11 protein-coding genes are annotated in these 13970 nt (G+C 67.3%); 4 read left to right on the forward strand and 7 right to left on the reverse strand.

The window, feature by feature from the left end; genetic code table 11:
• Positions 1-7: 7 nt before the first annotated feature.
• Positions 8-1522 (forward strand): aminotransferase-like domain-containing protein, encoded by a 1515-nt coding sequence (locus MG068_RS19730; RefSeq protein ID WP_132810955.1) that lies wholly within the window; start codon positions 8-10, stop codon positions 1520-1522.
• Positions 1523-1745: 223 nt separating this feature from the next.
• On the opposite strand, the gene MG068_RS19735 is transcribed toward MG068_RS19730, so the two are convergent.
• On the reverse strand, positions 1746-3047 hold the full coding sequence (locus tag MG068_RS19735; protein WP_132810956.1) for an aminotransferase class V-fold PLP-dependent enzyme: 1302 nt from the start codon (positions 3045-3047) through the stop codon (positions 1746-1748).
• On the reverse strand, positions 3047-5449 hold the full coding sequence (locus MG068_RS19740; protein ID WP_132810957.1) for a TonB-dependent receptor plug domain-containing protein: 2403 nt from the start codon (positions 5447-5449) through the stop codon (positions 3047-3049). Before MG068_RS19740 ends, MG068_RS19735 begins: the two co-directional genes overlap by 1 nt.
• Before the next feature lie 201 nt (positions 5450-5650).
• On the opposite strand from MG068_RS19740, the gene MG068_RS19745 reads away from it, so the two are divergent.
• Both MG068_RS19745 and MG068_RS19750 read left to right on the forward strand, forming a co-directional pair.
• The gene (locus MG068_RS19745; protein ID WP_032127095.1) at positions 5651-6466 is read left to right on the forward strand and encodes an AraC family transcriptional regulator; all 816 of its coding nucleotides are present in this window, start codon (positions 5651-5653) and stop codon (positions 6464-6466) included.
• A gap of 105 nt (positions 6467-6571) precedes the next feature.
• Positions 6572-7243 (forward strand): VOC family protein, encoded by a 672-nt coding sequence (locus MG068_RS19750; RefSeq protein WP_132810958.1) that lies wholly within the window; start codon positions 6572-6574, stop codon positions 7241-7243.
• A gap of 1 nt (position 7244) precedes the next feature.
• Here the strand turns inward: MG068_RS19750 and MG068_RS19755 are convergent, their stop codons facing one another.
• The 3 genes from MG068_RS19755 to MG068_RS19765 form a co-directional block, all read right to left on the reverse strand.
• A complete protein-coding gene (locus tag MG068_RS19755; protein ID WP_240792149.1) occupies positions 7245-8585 on the reverse strand; it encodes a TPM domain-containing protein in 1341 nt (446 codons plus the stop codon).
• 68 nt (positions 8586-8653) lie between these two features.
• Positions 8654-10492 carry a M3 family metallopeptidase gene (locus tag MG068_RS19760; RefSeq protein ID WP_132810959.1) on the reverse strand — a complete coding sequence of 613 codons (1839 nt, stop codon included), beginning with the start codon at positions 10490-10492 and terminating at the stop codon, positions 8654-8656.
• 130 nt (positions 10493-10622) lie between these two features.
• The gene (locus MG068_RS19765) at positions 10623-11078 is read right to left on the reverse strand and encodes a hypothetical protein (protein WP_132810960.1); all 456 of its coding nucleotides are present in this window, start codon (positions 11076-11078) and stop codon (positions 10623-10625) included.
• 82 nt (positions 11079-11160) lie between these two features.
• Between MG068_RS19765 and MG068_RS19770 the strand changes: the two genes are divergently transcribed.
• Complete coding sequence (locus MG068_RS19770) at positions 11161-11787, forward strand: YiiX/YebB-like N1pC/P60 family cysteine hydrolase (protein ID WP_132810961.1); 627 nt, start codon at positions 11161-11163, stop codon at positions 11785-11787.
• Between the two features lie 54 nt (positions 11788-11841).
• Here the strand turns inward: MG068_RS19770 and MG068_RS21120 are convergent, their stop codons facing one another.
• Together MG068_RS21120 and MG068_RS19775 are read right to left on the reverse strand one after the other, a co-directional pair.
• A complete protein-coding gene (locus tag MG068_RS21120; protein WP_010482135.1) occupies positions 11842-12003 on the reverse strand; it encodes a hypothetical protein in 162 nt (53 codons plus the stop codon).
• Positions 12004-12275: 272 nt separating this feature from the next.
• Positions 12276-13700 (reverse strand): short-chain fatty acid transporter, encoded by a 1425-nt coding sequence (locus tag MG068_RS19775; protein WP_132810962.1) that lies wholly within the window; start codon positions 13698-13700, stop codon positions 12276-12278.
• Between the last annotated feature and the right edge of the window lie 270 nt (positions 13701-13970).

Below are 13970 nucleotides of genomic sequence, written 5' to 3' on the forward strand. Positions count from 1 at the left end.
ACGCGCAATGACATCACTGACGCTGGCCGGCGTGGCCGCCGCAAACAACAACGGCGGTCACCTGTCCGAACCGACCGATGGTTATGGACAGGCTCCCGCCGTTGGAATCAACGATACGCCCCGACATGCTCCGTACATGCCGCGACCGGATGTCGCAGCCCGCGAATGGGTGCAGGACGTACTCGCGCACAGCGGGCCGATCTACCTGCGCATCGTCAACTCGCTGGAACGCACGGTGCGCCGCGGTGGTCTCGCACCGGGACAGCGCCTGCCTTCGCAACGCGCGTTGGCGCAGCAGCTCGGTATCGACCTGACCACGGTCACCCGCGCCTTCGATGAAGCACGCAAGCGTGGCCTGATCGAAGCGCGTGGACCACAGGGCAGTTTCATCGCACCGCCCAAGGCCGGCTTCGACCAGGTGGTGGACCTGAGCATGAACGTGCCGCCGGTGCCCGATGCCGATGCGCTGGCCGAGACGCTGCGCCGCGGTGCCGCCGCCGTGCTTGCGCGCAGCAACGCACCGAACCTGATGACCTATCACCTGGGCGGCGGCAACCCGACCGACCGCCACGCAGCGGCGCGCTGGCTGCAGCCGATGCTGGGAAAGGTGGACGATGCCTGCCTGCTGCTGACCGAAGGTGCACAGGTGGCGCTGGCCGCGATCCTGGTCAGCCAGGGCCGCGACAACGACGCGATCCTCTGCGATGCGCTGGTCTATCCGGGCCTGCTGCAGGCCGCTGCCGCACTGGGCCGGCGCCTGCTGCCGGTGGACAGCGACGAACACGGCATGTGCCCCGATGCACTGGCCCGGCTGGCACGCGAAAGCGGCGCGCGGTTGGTCTATCTCAATCCCACCTGCCAGAACCCGACCGCGCTGAGCCTGCCGCTGCAACGGCGCGAAGCGCTGGCACGCGTGCTGGAGCGCGAAGGCCTGCTGGCGATCGAAGACGATCCGTACTGGCATCTGGCCGAAGATGCGCCGCTACCGCTGGCAACACTGGCACCGCGTCATGTGTTCTACGTGGCGACGCTGTCGAAGGTGATCAGCCCCGGCCTGCGCACCGCCTTCGTGCGCTGCCCGAGCGCGGCGCATGCCGAGGCGATGACGGCTGCACTGCGGGCAACGCGGTTGATGGGCCATCCGCTGGTCTCGGCGCTGGCCAGCCAGCTGTTGCTGGATGGTTCGGCGCAGTCACTGCTGGCGCAGGTGCGCACCGAGGCGCGCGAGCGCATGCGCATGGCGCGCTACCTGCTGGCGCCATCGCTGCTGCAGCGGGCTGAAGGCCTGCATGCCTGGTGCCGCGTGCCGGCACCGTGGACCGATGCCACGCTGGTGCGTACCGCACAGCTGCAGGGGCTGGCGATCGCGCCGTCATCGGCATTCTGCCCGCCGGGGGTATTGCATCAGAGTGGCGTGCGGCTGTCGCTGGGACTGGCGGCGGATCGACGGCAGCTGGAAAGTGCGCTGCGGAGGATCGACCGGTTGTTGTTGTCGGATGCGTTGCCGGCGATCGAGCGGTAGGTGGAGAGCATCCACGCATGGCGTGGATCTACGGGACCCGCTTCGGTAGATGCCAACCTTGGTTGGCAATGCCCGTGCACGCCATGCGTGGATGGAATGTGCCGACCAACGGTCGGCACCCACCAGGCTGGGGGAGGATCGGTAGCGCCGGGCCATGCCCGGCGGAAGATTCCCCGGCACGGACGGAATGTGCCAACCAAGGTTGGCACCCACCAAAGCAGAGTCACGCCAGGGCGGAGAGCGCCTGCACGAGGGCATCCATCTGCTCCAGACGGGTGAACACCGACGGCGTCACCCGCACGCAGGCGCCGGAGTCCAAACCATCGCGATGGGTGGTGAACACGCGATGCTCATCCAGCAGGCGCTTCTGCAGCGCGATGTTGTCGGCCACGCTGGTACGCCCGCGCAGGCGGAAGCTGGCCAATGCACTCGCCAACGCCGGATCCGGTGAGGACAGCACTTCGATATGTGCCATCTGCCGCGCCGGTACCGTCCAGCGCTCGCGCAGGTAACGCAGGCGCGCCTGCTTGTTGGCTACGCCGATACGCTGGTGCAGGGAAATCGCTTCCGGCAGCGCCAGGTAGGCGGCGAAGTTGACCGTACCGGTATGCACGCGGCTGCCCACGCGGCCATCGTCGGTTTCACCCATGTAGGGATCCAAGTCCGCCACGCGCCCCTTGCGCACGTACATCGCGCCGACACCGACCGGCGCACCGATCCACTTGTGCAGGTTGATGCCGACGAAATCGGCCTTCAGCTGCGGCACCGCGTAGTCGATCTGGCCAAACCCATGCGCGGCATCGACGATCACATCGATACCGCGCGCTCGCGCGCGTTCGACGATCTCCGCCACCGGCAGCACCAGCCCATGGCGATGGCTGACCTGGGTCAGCAGCACCAGCTTCAGGCGTGGCAGCCGCGCGAATGCGGCCTCGTAGGCCTGCAGGATCTGCGCGTGGTCGGGCACGGCCGGCAGCGCGATACGCTCGACCTGCACGCCGCGACGCTGCTGCAGCCAGCGCATCGCGCCGATCATGCTGTCGTAGTCGATGTCGGCGTAGAGCACCTGGTCGCCAGGCTTCAGACGGTTGTAGCCGCCAATCAGCGCCAGCATCGCCTCGGTGGCACCACGGGTCAGTGCGATTTCATCAATGCCCACGCCCAGCAGCTCGGCCACCTGCCGCTGCACCGCCATGTACTGCGCCGGGAACTCACGACGGCCGTACCAGGCGTTGCCACGGTTCACTTCAGCGGTGTGGCGCTGGTAGCTGGCCAGCGTCTCACGGCCCATCGCACCCCAGTAGCCGTTTTCCAGGTGGTTCACTTCATCGGTGATGTCGAAGTGGCTGGCCACAGCGGCCCAGTAGCTTTCATCGCGGGCCAGCACGTCCGGCGCCACGGTCGTTGCGGGAATCTGCATGGGCGCAGCGTAGCGCGCGGCGGCCGTGGCGGGCAGTGAAGACAGCGCGGCTGCGGCGGGCAGCAGGGTGCCGGCACGCAGCAGGGAGCGGCGCGTGCGGTCCATCAGAAGCTCAACCGGTACTGCGCGTACAGGTTGGCACCATCGGTGTCGTACGGCGCGTTGCGCGAGTAGACCAGGCCGCGGCTGGCCTGGAACACCGCCTCATCCGGATAGCGGTCGAGCACGTTGTCGGCACCCACGCGCAGGCTGTGGTGCTCGTTGATGCGGTAGCCCACGGCCAGGTCGAGGAAGCTCATCGCGCCGAAGCGCTGGTAGATGTCGCCCACCGCATTGCCGCTGGCGTCGGTCCAGGCGCCGTAGTAGCGCATGCGCGCCATCAACGACCAGGCACCAATGTCCCAGCTGCCGGTCAGGCTGCCCTTGTGCTCGGGCAGGCGGTCTTCGAACAGCACGCGCTGGGTTTCGTTGGTGGCCACCGAGGTGCTGCCGTTGTCCACCCGCGTACGGTTGTAGTTGTAGGCCAAGGTCAGGGTCATGCGGCCGGCGCCGAGGTCGCGCAGGTAGTTGCCGACCACGTCCACGCCGGTGGTGGTGGTATCGAAGTCGTTGGTGAAGTAGTTCACCGAGGTATAGCCCAGCGGATTGGGAGTACCGGCCGGAATGGCGAAGCTGGCCGACTGGCTGAAGCGGTCGGTGAGCTTGATCTGGTAGACATCCACCGAGCCGGACAGGCCCAGGTCGGTACGCCAGGTCAGGCCCAGCGACGCGGTACGCGATTCCTCCGGCTTCAGCGGCCTGGCACCGAGCAGCAGCGCCAGCGGATCGTTCGGCGACAGACGACCACTGGTGAAGATCTGCAGGGTGCGCGTATCCAGGCCCTGGGTGGTGCTGGTGGTATTGAGCTGCGCCGGTGTCGGTGCGCGGAAGCCGGTGGACACCGTGCCGCGCAGGGCCACGTCCGGGGTGATCGCGAAGCGTGCCGACAGTTTGCCGTCCAGCGTGCTGCCAAAGCTGGAGAAGTCCTCGTAGCGGCTGGCCGCACCGATGCTCCAGCGCTCGCCCAGCGGCACTTCCATATCCACGTAGGCGGCTTTGCTGCGCTGGCTCCACTGCCCGGCCTGGCTGGCCGAGAAGCCCGGCGCACCGTTGGAGTTGGCTTCCAGGCCAGCGGCAGCGCCCGGGCCCACTGCGTACGAGGCCGGATCACCGGCACGCACCTGGTAGGTCTCCTGGCGGAACTCGCCACCGAAGGCGACGTTGATCGGCTTGGACAGCGCAGCCACATCCCACTCGTAGTTGAAGTCGGCGTTGGCGTTCTTCTCGGTCTGGGTCAGGCGGCCGAGATCGAATGCGGTCGGGCTGGCCGGGCCGAGCGAGGCGTTGATGGAGTTCTTCAGGCTGTAGTCGATGGCGTTGCGGCCATACGAGGCGCTGACATCCCAGCGCAGCTTCGGGGTGATCTCGCCACGCAGGCCACCGACCACCTGCAGGTCGTTCTGGACGTTGCCGTACTGCGGGCTGAAGCCCACCGGATAGATCGAACGCAGGTTCCAGCCGGGGAAGATCGCCGTGGTGCGGTAGGCACCGGTGGTGGTGTCCGGATTGCGCCAGTTGAAATCGCTGACGCCATCGCTGTGGCTGTACAGGCCGAACGCATACAACTCCAGCGTGTCGCTGGCATTGGCCTTCACGTTGAAGCCGACACGGCGGCTTTCCAGTTCCGGCTGGCCCCAGCGCTGTACCGGGTTGGGCACGTCCAGATCCGGATGCGCGGCCTGGAAGGCAATGGCATCGGGGCGTTGGCGGGTGCGCGAGGTGGCGTCGGAGTTGGACGATTCGGCGAACAGCACCAGGCTGCCATAGTCACCCAGCGACCAGCCGGTGCGTGCGCTGAAATCGCGCGAGGCGCCATCGCCCTGCGCATACTGCGAATAACCAGCGGTGATCTCGGTACCCGGGCCATCCTCGAGAATGATGTTGATGACGCCGGCGATGGCATCCGAGCCGTACTGCGCCGACGCACCATCGCGCAGCACTTCGATGCGCTTGATCGCACTGGTCGGAATCTGTGCCAGATCGGCCGCCTGCGCGCCACGGTTGCCGAGCAGCGCGCTGCGGTGGAAGCGACGACCGTTGATCAGCACCAACGTCTGATCCGGCGACAGGCCACGCAGCGTGGCCGGGCGCACGAACACCTGACCGTCCGCCATCGGCAGGCGCTGCACCACGAACGACGGCACCAGCTGCGCCAGCACGTCCTTCAGGTCGGCGGATTCAACGGACTTGATGTCTTCCTTGGTGAACACGTCCACCGGCGCCAACGTTTCGAACTGGGTGCGATTGGAGGCGCGGGTGCCGGTGACCAGCATCGCGTCGAGCTGGGTGGGCGCCGCACGGCTGCCCGCCGGGGCGTCGACCGCATCGGCCTCCGCTGCGATCACGCCGCCTGCGCTGGCCATGGAAAGGGCGAGGAGGATGGAACGCGAAAGCTTCGAACGATGCACGGCAGGGCTCCGGGAGGACGCGACAGGGCCAGCACCTGCTCGGACACAACAGGCGTGGACAAGGCGCGCAGTCTCGGCGCGATCTGTGAAGGAGCCATGACGTCAGTGCGACAGCTTGATGCCGCTGCAGCGCAAGAACTGCTAAACGAAGCGCCACGCGATCCGCTACTGTGCCCGGCATTGGATTCGGGGAACGGAAGGATGAGCGCGGCAGGCAAGGCGTTGTGGTACATCGAAACCCATGCGGACCGGCCATTGGCACTGGCCGATATTGCCGCCGCAGCGGGGCTTTCGCCGTTCCATCTGTCGCGCCTGTTCCAGGCCCGCACCGGCACCTCGGTGGTGCGTTATCTGCGGGGACGGCGCCTGACCGCTGCCGCGCAGCGGCTGGCCAACGGGGCGGGCGACATCCTGCAGGTGGCACTGGGCGCGGGCTACACCACCCATGCAGCGTTCACCCGCGCCTTCAGCGAACAGTTCGGGCAGACCCCGGAGCGGGTACGCGAACAAGGCACCGATGGGCTGGCGCTGGTGCAGGCGATCCGCGTGGACGATGCGCCGACTGCCTGCGGTGAAGCGCCGCGCCTGCTCGATACCCCTGCCTTCCAGGTCGCGGGTATCGGCATGCGGCATACCCGCGACAGCGGCGGTGCGATACCCGGACAGTGGGCGCAGCTCAACCGGGAATGGCCGACGCCGGCACCGATCAGCTTCGGCGTGTGCTGCAACAGTGATGACGATGGCGGCTTCGACTACATCGCCGCACTGCCGGCCAGCGCGGTGCCGAGCGTACCTGCGCACTGGCAACGCGTGGACATTCCGCCGCGTCGCTACCTGGTGGCCTGGCACGGCGGGCACATCTCGACCATCCGCTCGACCTGGTTCTGGCTGCTGGATCACTACCTGCCCGGCTCCGGGCTCAGCCTGGCCGACGCCCCCGATCTGGAACGCTACGACATGCGTTTCGATGAGCACAGCGGCAACGGCGGCGTGGAAATCTGGCTGCCGGTGGAGTGATCTTCGAGCGCGGCACCCACCGTAACGAATCGTTGCGCCCGCGGTGACACCCACGCAATCCCGCCAGGTCTACACTCGGTGCATGCGCTCCACGGAGGATCGATCATGCGCCTGCTTCACCTCACCCTGCCGGTGTCCGACGTCACCACCGTCGCTGCATATTTCCACGATGTGCTGCAGCAGCGCGTGGTCGGCAATCACGTGCACATCGGCTGGAGCACGATCGAGCTGAAGCCGGCGGGTGATCATCCGGTCGGTGGCGTGCACCTGGCCTTCAACGTACCGGACAACCGCTTCAGCGAGGCGATGACCTGGTTGCGTGAGCGCACGCCGCTGCAACGCAATCCGGCGGGACTGGACTACTTCGCGCTGGAGAGCAGCTGGCAGTCGCAGTCGGTGTACTTCACTGGCCCTGACGGCCTGATCCTGGAACTGATCGGCCGCCGCCGTTTGCCGGCCAGCGCGCGCGAAGGTGCGTTCCACGGCAGCGAACTGACCTGCCTGAGCGAAGTCGGCCTGCCCAGCCACGATGTCGACGCTGTGCGCGAACAGTCCAGCCTGCGGTTCGGCCTGCAACCGATCAGCCCGCCGTCGCCGCAGTTCGCGCCGATGGGCGACGACGAGGGCCTGCTGATCGTGGTCGCTGCGGATCGACGCTGGTTCCCCGAGCAGAAGGACCTGCCGAACGCGCGCGGCTTGCAGCTGCAGGTCGGCGACGTGGCCGGCCCGGGTGTTGTGGAGGACGCCGCGCTCGGCTGGCGGGTACAGGCGACCTGAACTACCAGCTGCCGGACGCGCCGCCGCCGCCGCTGCGGCCGCCGCCTCCAGACCAGCTGCTGGAGCTGCTCGACGACGAACTCGACGAGGATGACGAACGGGACGACGTGCGTTCGCGGGATGATGAAGCCCGGCCGCGTGCGCGCTCGCCCGGCAGCATGGTGAACAACCACACGAAGTACAGCAGTACGCCACACACCCCGGACACGATCATCGCCAGCAATCGTGGATCGTCACCTTCGGCACGATAGACCGCCAGCAACGCGCCCGCGGCATAGCCGAGGGTCAACAGCACCAGCACCGTCATGCGCACGATGAAGCTGCTGCGGTTCTTCTTCCAGCGTGTGCGGCAGGCCTGCACCAGCAGGAACACCATCAGGGTGACAACGCCCGCAGCGACCTGCAGCAGCAGGTGCCGGGCCAGGCTCGGTGGCAGCTGGCCACGCAGCAGCGCCTGCACCAGGAAGAGCACGCTGAGCATCAGCATCCCGCACAGCACGATGCGCACACCTCGGCTGCGGCGCCAGCACCAGCCCAGCAGGGTAGCCACCGGCACACCCAGCGCCAGCACGAAGCACAGGCCCGGCAGCACATGGCGTGGCAGCAGCAGCGCCACGGAGAGCACACCCGCACCCACAACAGCGGTCACCAGCATCGGGCGGCCCCAGGCCGGCAAGGTCGGCCAGGTTGGTTTTGGTGCCGATGCATTGGCGGCCAGTGCCTTGCGCCGCCGCTCCCGACGGCTGCCGCTGAAATCGTCCTCGGTCTTCGCCGGCGGGAGGGGCGGCGGCGAGCGCCACAGCCCGGCCAGGAAGCCGGCCAGCAGGGTCAACGCCACCACCGAGTCTGCGCGTCGCCAGTCCGCAGGCAGCACGTTGCTGGCCGTCGGTTCCTCCCATGCCGGCAGGTCCTCGCCATCGATCAGCGCCACCATGATCGTCGTGCCATCGAGCACGCCCTGGTCGACATCGCCCTCACGGAAGCGCGGCACGATCGCGTTATCGATGATGCGAGCGGCGTACGCGTCCGGTAGCGCTCCTTCCAGGCCATAGCCGGTCTGGATGCGCACGCGGCGGTCCTGCACCGCCACCAACAGCAGCACACCATCGTCGACACCGGCGCGCCCCAGCTGCCACTGATCGAACACCCGCTGTGCATAGGCCTCGATGCCTTCGCTGCCCACGCTGGGTACCACCAGCACCTGCAGCTGTGCACCTTTCCGTGCCTGCAGCTGCAGTGCCTGCCTGCGCAGGGTGGCGCGGGTTTCAGCGGACAACGCGTTGGCAGTGTCCACCACGGGATCGTCCAGCGCCGGGACCGGGATTGCCGCCAGCGCTGCCATCGGCAGCAGGCACAGCAGCAACAGCAGCCACACGGTGGCGGCCGCCTGCTGCAAGGGGCGCGCCGTGTTCACGTACCCTGCCCTGCCTCGATCTGCGCATGCAGCGCCTGCAGCTGCGCCGCCGTCTGGTTGAACACCTGCAGATCGGCATCCACCAGGGCCGCCCAGTCAGGCGCGTGCCCCAGCAGTTGCGCCACCTGCTCGTTCGGCGCGCGGTCGAAGCCCTCGCCAAGCACGGCAAGATAGCGCTCACGGAACCCTTCGGGGTCGCGCTGGTCCTGCACATACAACTGCACGGCCAGCAGCCCCGCATACAGGTAGTTCACCAGATAGTTCGGGTCTTCATACATCAGGCGCTTGCCGATCCAGGTGTTGCGCAGCTGCGGGTAGCGCTCCGGTTGCTGGCCGAAGCGCGCCAGCACCTGCCCGGTCAGCGCGTCCAGGTCATCGGCGGTGCCCAGCGTGCCTGCGGCCACACCCCGATAGATCGACTGCTCCAGCTGCGCTTCCTCGGAAGAGGTGAACAGCTGCAGCACCATGTCGTCCAGCAGCGATTTCAGGTAATAGGCTTTGGCGCGCGGATCCTCTGCCTGCTGGTACAGCTGGTCGCGGAAGCGCAGCTCGTTGTAGATCGCGAACGCCTCGGTCAGCCACTGGCTGCCATTGCGCTGCAGCGGCGACGCATGACCGCGCTGCATCCACTCGCCGTGCACGGCATGACCGGCTTCATGGGCGATCTCGACGTCGCTTTCCAGATCACCACGGCGCAGGCCAACGAACAGCATTGCCGGCACACCGGGAGCGCTCACCGAGAACGCGTCCTGGCTGCGGTCACCACGTTCGGTGGCCAGATCCATGCGCTGGTTGGCCGGATCGAGCAGCGCGCGCAGTTCGGCGACGTACGCCGGCCCCAGGTGCTGCATGGCATCGGCGGCGTTGTCACGCAGCTGCGCCAACGTCAGCACTGGTGGCGTATAGCCGGCATCGGGCACGGTGGTATCCCATATCTGCGGTGCGTCGATGCCGGATCGCGCAGCGTGGCGCAGCAGCATGTCCTGGTAGGCACGGCGGTCCCCGGCGTGCTGTTCGATCGCCACCAGCGTTGCATCCACTGCGGCAGTATCCAGGCCCATGCGCTGGTAGCCATATGCCGGCGCCGAGCCGTCACCCTGCAGGCGTGCGGCGGCGTCATTCACCTGCACCAGCCCCAGCAGCACCGAGGCCATCGGCTCACGGCGCGAGTGCAGCCCCTGCCAGTAGCCCTTCCAGCCGGCCTCGCGCAGGGCGCGGTCGGGCTGTTGGGCCAGCAGCTGCTTGTCGCGTCCGGTGTCCCAGTGACGACCGCCGTGCTCGATCTGCGGATACTCGGCGCTGCGCAGGATCTGCCCGCGCAGGCGCGCGAAGCTGTCCAGCGCCGGATCGGCCAGTGCCTCCACGGCCTCATCAAGCGCGGCGTTGGCCGGGGTGGCAGCCTCCTTCAGCGCCCGAGTGCGCAGGAAGCCATACGGTGCTGCCCACGCCGCATCTGCGGGCGCCTCGCGCAGTGCGGCGCGACCACTGCGAGCGATGCGGCTGCACAGCCCCGCTGCCTGCTCCATCGCCTGTGCCGGGCGAAGATCGCGCGCGTTGCGGGCGGACTGCAGATGCAGGTAGCCGAGATGCCGCAAGCACTGCGCCTCCAGTGCCTCGGCCTGCTGGAAGCGTTCCGCCGGTGCGAGGGTGGACGCCTGCTGCAGGGCCTCGACGCGCTTGCCCAACGCGTCGCGCGCGGTCTGTTCGGACGCGGCGCTGGCGAAGTAGGTGCGGTCATCGGCATGCACCGACTGTGCCTGCGCGCCGCTGAAGGGGGCTATCGCCAATACGGCGGCAATGGCGGCGGTGGTGGTGCGCTTCCTGAAAGCCTGCATCGGCGTCTCCCTGCCTGGACCAGGGATCGAGCCTAGCAGCCGCTGGCCCGCCGCGCCTGTGCCGGATCAGCCATCAGATCGACTCATCCTCACGCTTGACCAGCGTCCAGCACGGCGCCTGCGTGAAGGTTTAGGTCTGCTGGTCGCTGCTGTCCGGCGTACGGATCTGCACCTGCCGCTGCCCATCGGCCAAGGGGCTGACCTGCATTTCGCGGCCCTGCCCGGCCAATGCGGCGGGATCAGGCATCACCGGCCACTCGACATCGGCCAGCGCCAGCCGGCTTTCCACCTTGCGCGGTTCCGGCTCGGCCTCTGCATCGATGTAGCTGTCCAGCAGCGGATCGGCGGTGGTCTTTTCCTGCAGCGCGATCTCGTTGCCGAAATGCTTCAGGAACGTATCGAATTCCGGGTAGAGGCATTCACCGCGTGCAGCCACAGCTGTGGGCTCGGCGGGGGTGGTCGCCAGCGCCGCTGCGGCAGGTGAGGCTTCGGTCGCGGTCTGCGGTGCCTGCGGCACTGGCGCGCAGGCTGCCAGCACCGCGCCACAGGCAAGCATCAGCACTGCGGCAAAACGGTATCGACACATGGGCACATCCTGAATCCGGTCCGGTCGCTCCATGCTACCGCGCACCCTACAATTCAGGCATTCCGCTTGTCCGAGAGTCCTCATGCATCGCCTCCTGCTCCTGATCGGCCTGCTGCTGCCCGCCCTGTGGCCGGCGGTGGCGAGGGCCGTCGATGTCCACGAAGGCGACCTTCTGTTCGTCACCGCCGGCCGCAGCGGTCTCAGTGCGGCCATCGACGATGCCACCGGCAAGCAGGGCGCGCCCAGCTTCGATCACGTCGCGCTGGTCGCCTCCGCGCCGAAGGGCTGGGAGGTATTTCATGCAGACGAGAAAGGATCGCGCCGGCAATCGCTGGTCGAATTCCGCCAGGAAGCGCGCGCCAAGCAGCGGCAGATCGTGGTCTATCGCCTGCGCGCGCCGCAGCAGGCAGCGATCAAGGATGCGGTCGCCACCGCGCGCACGATGCTGGGCAAGCCGTACAACACGTCGTATGTGTTGAACGAGGACAGCTACTACTGTTCCGACTTCATCGAACGTGCGTTCCGTGCGCACCATGTATTTGCGTTGCAGCCGATGAACTTCCGCAACCCGCAGACCGGGGAGATCGCCCAGCACTGGGTGGATCTGTACCGTGGCATGGGCATGGACGTGCCGCAGGATCAGCCCGGCAGCAATCCGAATGACATGTCGGCGGCGCCGGTGTTGCAGCACATCGGCATGCTGGAATAAGCAAAGCCCCGCACGGGGCGGGGCTTCGCCGGTCACGTTGCACATGCAACGCGGTCATTCTTCTTCGTCGTGGCCGCCCTGCTGCTGGTTCTGGTTGCGCTTCTGCTGTTCCTGCTGCTGTTGCTGCTGCTGGTCGCGGCCACGGCCCTGCTGCTGATCCTGCTGGTTCTGCTGGCCCTGCTGTTTCTGGTTCGGGTTCTGGTTCTGCTGTGCCATGTCCGATCTCCAAAGCCACTCGCGGAATGCGGTGGACGTGGCCATCGTCTGCAGCGAATGGTTAATCACGCGTGGGTGGGCGGCTACATCTGTGTGTACGCCTGTGAATGAACGCGCAGAAGCCCTTGTGGCACAAGCGGCTGAAGGATTCATGCGGGTTCGGCATGTGCTCATGCCTTCGTCAGCCTGCACGCATTCATGGCGTTCGCCGCCGGAAACACGCGCTGAACGAGGCTGGCTTCCCGGCTCACGCAGGGAGGCCACCCCTGCTTTCAGGGCATCACCGGTGGCACATACGCCAGGGTCATGCCCAGCAGCCACAGCAGGCCCAGCACCAGCGGAATGTGCACCAGCAGCTGGATGAAGGTGAAGCCCACGATGTCGCGTGCCTTCAGGCCCAGCACGCCCAGCAGCGGCAGCATCCAGAATGGGTTGATCAGGTTCGGCAGCGCTTCGGCCGCGTTGTAGACCTGCACCGCCCAGCCCAGGTGTGCCTTCAGTTCGTTGGCGGCCTGCATCACGTACGGCGCCTCGATGATCCACTTGCCACCGCCGGAGGGCACGAAGAAGCCCAGCACCGCCGAATAGACGCCCATCACCAGCGCGAAGGTATCGGTGCTGGCCACGTGCACGAACAGGCTCGACAGGCGGTGCGCCAGTGTCTGTCCGTCGCCTCCAGCAGCATGGGTGAGGATCATCGCGATGCCACCGTACAGCGGGAACTGGATCAACACGCCGGTGGTGCTGGGCACCGCCTTGGCCACCGCGTTGAGGAAGCTGCGCGGCCGCCAGTGCAGCAGCAGACCCAGCGAAATGAACATGAAGTTATAGGTATTGAGGTTGGCGATGGCGGTGACAACCGGCTTGTTGGCGAACTCGTTGAACAGCCAGCCGAACGCCAGCAACGAGAGCAGTACGGTCAGCAGCGGGCTGTGTTCCAGCCACTCGCCCGGGCGCGTGCGGCGCTGCAGTGGTTCCGGCTCGGCCTGCGCGGCGCCCGGGAAATCCTCAGCGGTACGCGCACTGCCGGCAGCCGGTGCGGTCAGCCAGGCGATCAGCAGCGAAACCAGGATCAGCACCGAGGTCAGCGCGATCGACTGCCACAGGAAGATGGTTTCGGTGAACGGCAGAACGCCGGTGATCTCGACCAGCCCCGGCGGCATGCTGGCCGGGTTGGCCTGCAGCTGCGCGGCCGAGGAACTCAGCCCCATCGCCCACACCGCACCCAGACCGAGATAGGCCGAAGCACCGGCCGCGCGGTAGTCCATGCGCAGTTCGGTACGGCGCGCCAACGCGCGCACCAGCAGGCCGCCGAACACCAGCGAGAAGCCCCAGCTGAGCAGCGAGGCGAGCATGCTGACCAGGCCCACGTACACCACCGCACCACGGCCGGTGCGCGGCACCCGGGCGAGGAAATCGATGAAGCGTGCGACCACCGGTGCAGTGGCCACGGCATAGCCACCGATGACCACGAAGGCCATCTGCATGGTGAAGGGAATCAGGCTCCAGAAGCCATCACCGAAGGCGCTGGCGGTGGCCTGTGGGGTCGAGCCGAAGCCCATCGCCGCCAGCGCGACGATGACCACGCCCAGCACCGCAAACACGTACGCATCGGGGAACCACTTTTCCGCCCAGGCCGCCGAGCGCAGCGCAGCGCGCGCCATCCAGCCGTCCTGTACTGCTGCCGTCGAGGCCATCGCCTACCCTCCCAGGTTCGATGGACCGATTCTGGGCGGTGGGGTGCGGGCTGTCAGCCACCTATTGGTCGTAGGTGGCGGGATGGTAGTGCCGGCCGCTGGCCGGCAACCTCGGGATCGCGCACGGGTGCAGCCGGCCAGCGGCCGGCTCTACCAGATCCAAGCATCATCCCAGGTGGTGGAAGGCGGTAGTGCCGGCCGCTGGCCGGCAACCTCGGGACCGCATACGGGTGCAGCCGGCCAGCGGCCGGCTCTACCAGATCCAAGCAT

It is taken from the genome of Stenotrophomonas sp. ASS1, from assembly GCF_004346925.1.
GTDB classification, from domain to species: domain Bacteria; phylum Pseudomonadota; class Gammaproteobacteria; order Xanthomonadales; family Xanthomonadaceae; genus Stenotrophomonas; species Stenotrophomonas maltophilia_A.

What these genes read in the sequence shown, in the direction of transcription:
- MG068_RS19730 (WP_132810955.1), top strand. Translation starts at nt 8, where the DNA reads ATGACATCACTGACGCTGGCCGGCGTGGCCGCCGCAAACAACAACGGC.
- MG068_RS19735 (WP_132810956.1), bottom strand. Translation starts at nt 3,047, where the DNA reads ATGGACCGCACGCGCCGCTCCCTGCTGCGTGCCGGCACCCTGCTGCCC.
- MG068_RS19745 (WP_032127095.1), top strand. Translation starts at nt 5,651, where the DNA reads ATGAGCGCGGCAGGCAAGGCGTTGTGGTACATCGAAACCCATGCGGAC.
- MG068_RS19750 (WP_132810958.1), top strand. Translation starts at nt 6,572, where the DNA reads ATGCGCCTGCTTCACCTCACCCTGCCGGTGTCCGACGTCACCACCGTC.
- MG068_RS19755 (WP_240792149.1), bottom strand. Translation starts at nt 8,585, where the DNA reads ATGGCAGCGCTGGCGGCAATCCCGGTCCCGGCGCTGGACGATCCCGTG.
- MG068_RS19760 (WP_132810959.1), bottom strand. Translation starts at nt 10,492, where the DNA reads ATGCAGGCTTTCAGGAAGCGCACCACCACCGCCGCCATTGCCGCCGTA.
- MG068_RS19765 (WP_132810960.1), bottom strand. Translation starts at nt 11,078, where the DNA reads ATGTGTCGATACCGTTTTGCCGCAGTGCTGATGCTTGCCTGTGGCGCG.
- MG068_RS19770 (WP_132810961.1), top strand. Translation starts at nt 11,161, where the DNA reads ATGCATCGCCTCCTGCTCCTGATCGGCCTGCTGCTGCCCGCCCTGTGG.
- MG068_RS21120 (WP_010482135.1), bottom strand. Translation starts at nt 12,003, where the DNA reads ATGGCACAGCAGAACCAGAACCCGAACCAGAAACAGCAGGGCCAGCAG.
- MG068_RS19775 (WP_132810962.1), bottom strand. Translation starts at nt 13,700, where the DNA reads ATGGCCTCGACGGCAGCAGTACAGGACGGCTGGATGGCGCGCGCTGCG.